Raw genomic sequence first — 6,571 nt, forward strand, 5'->3', positions numbered from 1 at the left:
GACATTCGCGACGCCGAACAGGTGGAGGCCCTGCTCGCCCGCATCGTGGACAGCATGGGCTCTCTCGATATCGTGATCCACAACGCCGGTGGCGCGCCCTTCGCGCTCGCCGCGGACGCCTCGCCGCGCCTGATGGAATCGATCATCCGGCTGAACCTGGTGGCGCCGCTGCAACTGGCGCAACGCGCCAACGCGCGCATGCAGCTCCAGGCCAGCGGCGGCACCCAGATCTTCATCGGCAGCGTGAGCGCGCTGCGTCCCTCCCCTGGCACCGCCGCCTATGGCGCGGCCAAGGCGGGCATCCTCAATGCGGTCCGCTCGCTGGCGGTGGAATGGGCGCCGCGCGTGCGGGTCACGGCCGTCAGCCCAGGGCTGGTACTGACCGAGGCGGCGCAGCAGCAACACTACGGAGATCCGGCCGCGCTCCGGCAGGTGGCCGATACGGTGCCACTCGGGCGGCTTGCTGACCCGCGCGACATCGCCGACGCCTGCCTCTTCCTGGCCTCGCCGCACGCGGCCTATGTGTCGGGCGCCAACCTGGTCATCGACGGCGGCGGCGAGCGCCCGGCCTTCCTCGACGCCGCGGCCCACCAGGCGGGCTGAACCGCCCGGCGCGCCTACTCGACCTTGGCCGAATGCGCCTGCACCGGCCCGCCCAGCACCGAGCGGTAGGAAACGGGCGCCTTGCCGTCGATATCGCGTATGCCGTAATCCTGCGCAATCTCGGCGCTGATCAGCACCTGGCCGGACTTTTCCATGAGGGCGGGATCGCCGTGCAAGGCGAGAATGACCTTGCCGGTGAACTCCGGGCTTTCCGCGCTCGGCGCAAAGGCGGCATACTTGTCAGGCTCGCGTTCCCAGACCCGCAGCGTGCGCTCGGTGCGCAGCGGGCCCATCCAGACCGATACCGCGGCCACGCCATGCGGCCGCAAGTCGACCGCCATGTCCTTCGCGAACTTGTCCAGCCCGGTCTTCTGCGCGCCGTAGGCCGGCCCATGCATATAGCAGCTCGCCCCGAAGGACGAAGTGAACACCATCAGGCCGCGCCCGCCCGCCACCATCATGGGCGCCGCATGCCAGCTCGCCACGTAGGCCGAGCGCAGGCCCACGTCGAGAATGTCCACCAGGGCCAGCGGCTTCTCCCAGAAGCCGCCCGGCTCGATCAACTGGTCATGCAGGAAGGTGGCGTTGTTCACCAGGATGTCCAGCCGCCCCGCTTCGTCGCCCACCTGTTCGAACAGCCTGCGCACCCGCGCATCGTCGCGATGGTCGCACGCCACCGCGATGCCCTTGCCGCCGCGTGCATCGATCTCACGCGCGGTCTCGTGGATGGTGCCGGGCAGCGGCGCCTCGCCATTGCGCTCGGTACGTCCCGTGACATACACCGTCGCACCGGCTTGCGCCAGCGCCAGCGCGATGCCCTTGCCCGCGCCGCGCGAGCCGCCCGTGACTACCGCAACGATGGATTCCTTTCCACTGCGCATCGCATTCCTCCTCAGTGATTGATTCCCGCGCCGCGATCTCGCCGCGCAGGACGATGCCCGACGCTAACGCGCATGCCGGCGCGCTTCATCCTCCGTTCGGACTAGCGGCTCGTGCATACGTCCGCAAGCACGGCGTCTAGGGGAAACCGTCTAGTCCGTTCTGACGATTCCGCACCCTCCCTCGCTCATTACGCTTCCCCTCAAAGAAAAAACCACAAGACGTGCCAGGTCAATGCATCACCGCGCATCACCAACACCATAAGGGGAGACATATGCAATCGCCGCGAACGGGTTCAACAACGGGTACATCACATCGCACATGCAGGCTGCGGCCAGCCGCCATCGTCTCGGCCATCGCCGCGGCGATCACGCCGGCCGCCTGGGCGGGCAACACCATCGACCTTGGCAACGATACGTCGCTCAACTACTCCTTCACCGCCACCTACGGCGCCGCGGTCCGCACCGGCGGGCGGAGCGGCGCGCTGCTGTCGCCGGCCAACATCAATGGCGACGATGGCGACCGCAACTTCAAGCGCGGCGACATGATCGCCAACCGTGCCACGCTGCTTGGCGAAGCCAACCTCCAGCGCGGCGAGTTCGGCGTGTTCGTGCGCGGCAGCGCCTTCTACGACCGCGCCTACCGCACCACGAACTCCAACGATGCGCCCGCCACCGTCAACCACGGCGGCGCCTTCAACGCGTTCACCGGCTCGGCGCGGTACTACCATGGCCAGCGCCTGCAGCTGCTGGACGCCTACGCCTACGGCACCTTCGGCATCGACAGCACGCGCCTGAACATCAAGGTCGGCAACCAGGTGGTGGCGTGGGGCGAGAGCCTGTTCTTCCCGAACATCGCCGGCGCCCAGGGCCCCGCGGATGCCACCAAGTCATTCGTGCCGGGCGCCGAGGTCAAGGACATCCTGCTGCCGGTGCCGCAGCTCGCGCTGCAATGGCAGGTCAATCCCGACCTCAGCCTGCTCGGCTACTACCAGTTCACCTACAAGTCCAACCAGCTGAGCGCGCCCGGCAGCTACTTCAGCACCACCGACATCGTCGGCCCCGGTGCGCAGTTCATCATCGGCCCGGGCGGCTTCCAGATCCCGCGCGGGCCGGACATCAACCCGTCCAACTCCGGCCAGTGGGGCCTGGGCACGCGCTTGCGCGTGTTCGGCGACACCGAGATCGGCCTGTACCAGCTGCATTACCACGACAAGAACCCGAGCGTGGTGACCTCGCTGTTCCCGACGCTGCAATACCAGCAGAAGTTCTTCGGCGACATCAACCTGACCGGTGCCAGCTTCTCCACCCAGATGCTCGGCGCCAATATCGCCGGCGAAGTCAGCTACAAGGACGGCGTGCCGGTCCTGGTGAACGTCGCCGGCTCGCCCACCGCCACCCGCGGCAAGGTGCTGCAGGGGCAGCTCTCGGCCATCTACGCCATCGGGCCGAGCTTCCTGGCCAACTCCCAGAACCTGCTCGGCGAGATCGCCTACCAGCACGTCATCGGCGTGAGCCCGGTCAACGGCTTCAGCACGCTGACCAACACCACCAATTCGGCGGCGCTTCAGCTCGGCTGGTCGCTGACCTACAACAACGTCTTCGACGGCTGGGACATGACGGTGCCGCTCACCTATTCCCAGGCCCTCAGCGGCAAGTCGGCCGTCGCCGGCGCCTTCGGCTCGCTGACCGGCTTCGGCGACCGCCGCGCCAGCGTGGGCGTGACCTTCAAGTACCTGAATAACCTCGAAATGAACCTGACGTACGCCATGTTCATGGGCGGCGCCAACACCGTCAACCGCCCGCTGGCCGACCGCAGCTACATGGCATTCAACGCGAAGTACTCGTTTTAACGTTTTGCGAGGCCCGTGTCCGCAAGGGCCGGCTTCATTCCCAGGAGCACACTCATGCAACAGCATACGAAGAGAACGATCCGCGGCACCCTGCTGGCCGCCAGCATGATGCTGGCCGTCGCCGCCTACGCCAAGGTGACGCCGGAAGAGCTCAAGCAGCTCGATGACAAGCTCACGCCCATGGGCGCCGAACGGGCTGGCAGCAAGGATGGCCAGATCCCCGCCTGGAGCGGGAAGTGGCTCGGCGCGCCCACGGGTGTCCAGTGGAAGCGCGGCGAGCGCTTCCCGGCCCCCTACGCCGCGGAAAAGCCGCTCGCCGTCATCACCGCGCAGAACATGGCGCAATATGCCGACCACCTGACCGAGGGCACCAAGGCCCTGTTCAAGAAGTACCCCGACACCTTCAAGATGCCGGTCTACCCGAGCCACCGCGATTTCCGCTATGACGAAGCAGCCTACAGGAATATCCGCCTGCTCGCGCCCGAGGTCAGCATGACGGCGGACGGCAATGGCCTGAAGAACGCGCCACCGCAAGTGCCCTACCCGATCCCCAAGACCGGCCTGGAGCTGATGTGGAACCTGCGCTTCGCCGCCGCCATCGGCTCGGAATCGTCCACCTACGGCCAGGCGGTGGTGTATCCGGATGGCAATATCGCCTGGGGCCGCGTGCGCTACAACATTTTCTCGCCCCGCAATGCGGCCACCTTCGACGCTAAGAGCGAGCTCAACAGCAAGACCTTCTTCCGCAGCGCAACCGTGTTGCCACTGCGCGATCGCGGCACGCAGCTGGTGGGCTATGAGCTGTGGGACCAGGAAGGCGCCAACACCCGCCGCACCTGGCAATACAACCCCGGTACGCGGCGCGTGCGGCAGACGCCGGAGTACGGCTTCGACCAGCCCTCCGGCCCGGGCGGATTCCGTACCGTGGACGACGACCGGCTCTTCAATGGCTCGGGCGAGCGCTACAACTGGAAGGTGGTGGGCAAGAAGGAAATCTACGTGCCCTACAACAACTACAAGCTGATGAGCACCTCGGTGAAGTACCAGGACATGCTCGGCAAGGGCCACGCCAACCCGGACCTCATGCGCTACGAGCTGCATCGCGTGTGGGTGCTGGAGGCCTCGCTGAAGGAGGGCTTCCGTCACCAGTACGCCAAGCGGGTGCTGTACCTCGACGAGGACACCTGGATCGCCGCGACCGCCGAGAACTACGACGCGCGCGGACAACTGTGGCGGGTCAACCTGGCGAGCTCCGTGTATGCCTATGACGCCCAGCGCTTCTACACGGCCACGGTGTTTTATCACGACCTGGTCTCAGGCGCCTACTTTGCCGACCGCCTGACCAACGAGGAGCCGATGCCGGTGCTCAACCACAGCCCGGAATTCAACGAGGCCTACTTCTCGCCGGACGCCGTGCGCGGCTCGGGCACCTGATACCCCCCTCCGGCCCCACCGCACGCTCGCGCGGACCCATGCCAACGGCATCGGTCCGCCGCGGCCATCGAGTCCCTTGCTCCCATGAAACCTGACCTGATCGCCTCGCTAGGCGAGGAACTCCACCAGGCGCTGACCGCGCGCGTGCCGGTCGCTCCCCTGAGCGGACGCGGCCACCCGATCACGGTGCGCGACGCCTACCGCATCCAGCAGCAATTCGTCGCGCGCCGGCTGGCGCGGGGCGACCGCATCACCGGCAAGAAGATCGGCGTCACCAGCCTGCCCGTGCAGCAGATGCTGGATGTGCACCAGCCCGATTTCGGCATGCTGCTGGCCAGCATGCAGCACCCGGATGGGCACGCCATCCCCGCCGGCACGCTGATCCAGCCGCGCGCGGAAGGCGAGATCGCCTTTTTCCTCAAGCGCGACCTGCGCGGCCCCGGCGTGACCCGCGCCGACGTGCTGGACGCCACCGAGGCGGTCTCCGCCTGCTTCGAGATCGTCGACTCGCGCATCCGCGACTGGCGCATCCGCATCGAGGACACCGTGGCCGACAACGCTTCCTGCGGCCTCTACGTGCTGGGCGAGGAGCGCGTCAGTCCGGCCGGCCTCGACCTCGCCGCCTGCGCCATGACGCTGGAAATGAACGGCGCCGTGGTCGCCACGGGGCAAGGCAGCGCCGCCCTCGGCCATCCCGCCGAAGCGGTGGCCTGGCTGGCCAATACGCTGGGCGAGCTGGGCATCGGCCTGCTCGCCGGCGAGACCATCCTGTCCGGCTCGCTCGCGGCCCTGATTCCGGTCACGGCCGGAGACCGCCTGCACCTGCGCATCGACGGCATCGGCAATTGCAGTACCCAATTTACCTGACGCCGGCGGCCATCGGCCCCTTCTGCGTGGTCGAACCGGGGCGCCAGCGGCTGGTTGGCGGTCAGGAGGACATGATCGAGGCCACCGCCATGACACTGGCGCGGGAGCGTGGGTTGCTGGCTTGAAGGGGCGCAATAGACCCCCATACTCACCCTGGCCGCCCACCGCGGCCAGGGCAGATGCCTACTTCATCACTCGCGTTCAAAAGAATGACCGGCTCTCCCGGTCATTCTCATTTAGAATATATGACCATAGGCATATGACCAGGAGCAGAGATGGAAAGGCAAGTCTCGAAATCGGACTTCAAGGCACATGCGCTGGAGTACTTCCGCGAAGTTGAGGACTCCGGTGAACCGCTGGTGGTGACCAACCATGGCAAACCGGTCCTCGAAGTCCGGCCGTATCGGAGTACCTCGCGTAGCCCGCTGGAAATCCTGCGCGATTCCGTGGTGCGCTACAACGCACCAACCGAGCCAGTGGACGCGGATGATTGGGAGGCAGCGCAGTGATCGTCCTGGACACGCATGCGCTCGTTTGGTGGGTGAGCGGCGATCCGCTGCTGAGCAGGAAAGCAAAGGCAAGCATCGAGAAGGAACTGGACGGCGGTCAGATCCTGATTTCATCTATTTCCGCGTGGGAAGTCGCAGCGCTGGTGGCACGTGAGCGCCTTGTGCTTTCGATGGATGCGACAAGCTGGTTCGCCACCGTGGGGCAACTCGAGGCCGTGCGCATAGTACCCGTAGATGCTGAGATTGCCATCAAGTCGGTAGAACTTCCGGGCGTGTTCCACAAGGATCCGGCCGACCGCATGATCGTGGCCACTGCGCGCAAGTTTGCCGTGCCGCTGGTGACGAAGGACGAGAAGATCCGCGCCTACCCGCACGTCAAGACGGTCTGGTAACAACCTTCGTAGCCGGTCGGACGCCGTGATGCGAG

Annotated in this window: 8 protein-coding genes; 7 read left to right on the forward strand and 1 reads right to left on the reverse strand. The window is 66.4% G+C overall.

Annotated elements, in window-relative coordinates; genetic code table 11:
- The coding region (locus P3W85_RS22360; RefSeq protein ID WP_276266384.1) for an SDR family oxidoreductase at positions 1-603 on the forward strand (603 nt) is incomplete at its 5' end.
- Positions 604-617: 14 nt separating this feature from the next.
- Here the strand turns inward: P3W85_RS22360 and P3W85_RS22365 are convergent.
- Positions 618-1,484, reverse strand: coding sequence for an SDR family NAD(P)-dependent oxidoreductase (locus P3W85_RS22365; protein ID WP_276266385.1), 867 nt, complete (start codon positions 1,482-1,484; stop codon positions 618-620).
- Positions 1,485-1,756: 272 nt separating this feature from the next.
- On the opposite strand from P3W85_RS22365, the gene P3W85_RS22370 reads away from it, so the two are divergent.
- The 6 genes from P3W85_RS22370 to P3W85_RS22395 all read left to right on the forward strand — a co-directional run bounded on the left by P3W85_RS22370 (position 1,757) and on the right by P3W85_RS22395 (position 6,536).
- Complete coding sequence (locus P3W85_RS22370) at positions 1,757-3,334, forward strand: DUF1302 domain-containing protein (RefSeq protein WP_276266386.1); 1,578 nt, start codon at positions 1,757-1,759, stop codon at positions 3,332-3,334.
- Between the two features lie 54 nt (positions 3,335-3,388).
- Positions 3,389-4,768 carry a DUF1329 domain-containing protein gene (locus P3W85_RS22375; protein WP_276266387.1) on the forward strand — a complete coding sequence of 460 codons (1,380 nt, stop codon included), beginning with the start codon at positions 3,389-3,391 and terminating at the stop codon, positions 4,766-4,768.
- A gap of 84 nt (positions 4,769-4,852) precedes the next feature.
- Entirely contained in the window at positions 4,853-5,635 is a 783-nt protein-coding gene (gene dmpE / locus P3W85_RS22380) for a 2-oxopent-4-enoate hydratase (protein WP_276266388.1), read from the forward strand.
- Positions 5,614-5,760: a hypothetical protein gene (locus P3W85_RS22385; protein WP_346430280.1), complete on the forward strand. Its 147-nt coding sequence runs from the start codon at positions 5,614-5,616 to the stop codon at positions 5,758-5,760. Before dmpE ends, P3W85_RS22385 begins: the two co-directional genes overlap by 22 nt.
- 150 nt (positions 5,761-5,910) lie before the next feature.
- Positions 5,911-6,144: a type II toxin-antitoxin system Phd/YefM family antitoxin gene (locus tag P3W85_RS22390; protein ID WP_276266389.1), complete on the forward strand. Its 234-nt coding sequence runs from the start codon at positions 5,911-5,913 to the stop codon at positions 6,142-6,144.
- Positions 6,141-6,536, forward strand: a complete 396-nt coding sequence (locus tag P3W85_RS22395; protein ID WP_276266390.1) for a type II toxin-antitoxin system VapC family toxin — start codon at positions 6,141-6,143, stop codon at positions 6,534-6,536. Before P3W85_RS22390 ends, P3W85_RS22395 begins: the two co-directional genes overlap by 4 nt.
- Positions 6,537-6,571: the final 35 nt, after the last annotated feature.

The sequence above is a fragment of the Cupriavidus basilensis genome (genome assembly GCF_029335485.1).
Lineage (GTDB): Bacteria > Pseudomonadota > Gammaproteobacteria > Burkholderiales > Burkholderiaceae > Cupriavidus > Cupriavidus basilensis_E.

Excerpts from the sequence above, each read along its gene's own strand:
- P3W85_RS22370 (WP_276266386.1), top strand. The coding sequence starts at position 1,757 with ATGCAATCGCCGCGAACGGGTTCAACAACGGGTACATCACATCGCACA.
- dmpE (WP_276266388.1), top strand. The coding sequence starts at position 4,853 with ATGAAACCTGACCTGATCGCCTCGCTAGGCGAGGAACTCCACCAGGCG.
- P3W85_RS22365 (WP_276266385.1), bottom strand. The coding sequence starts at position 1,484 with ATGCGCAGTGGAAAGGAATCCATCGTTGCGGTAGTCACGGGCGGCTCG.
- P3W85_RS22390 (WP_276266389.1), top strand. The coding sequence starts at position 5,911 with ATGGAAAGGCAAGTCTCGAAATCGGACTTCAAGGCACATGCGCTGGAG.
- P3W85_RS22375 (WP_276266387.1), top strand. The coding sequence starts at position 3,389 with ATGCAACAGCATACGAAGAGAACGATCCGCGGCACCCTGCTGGCCGCC.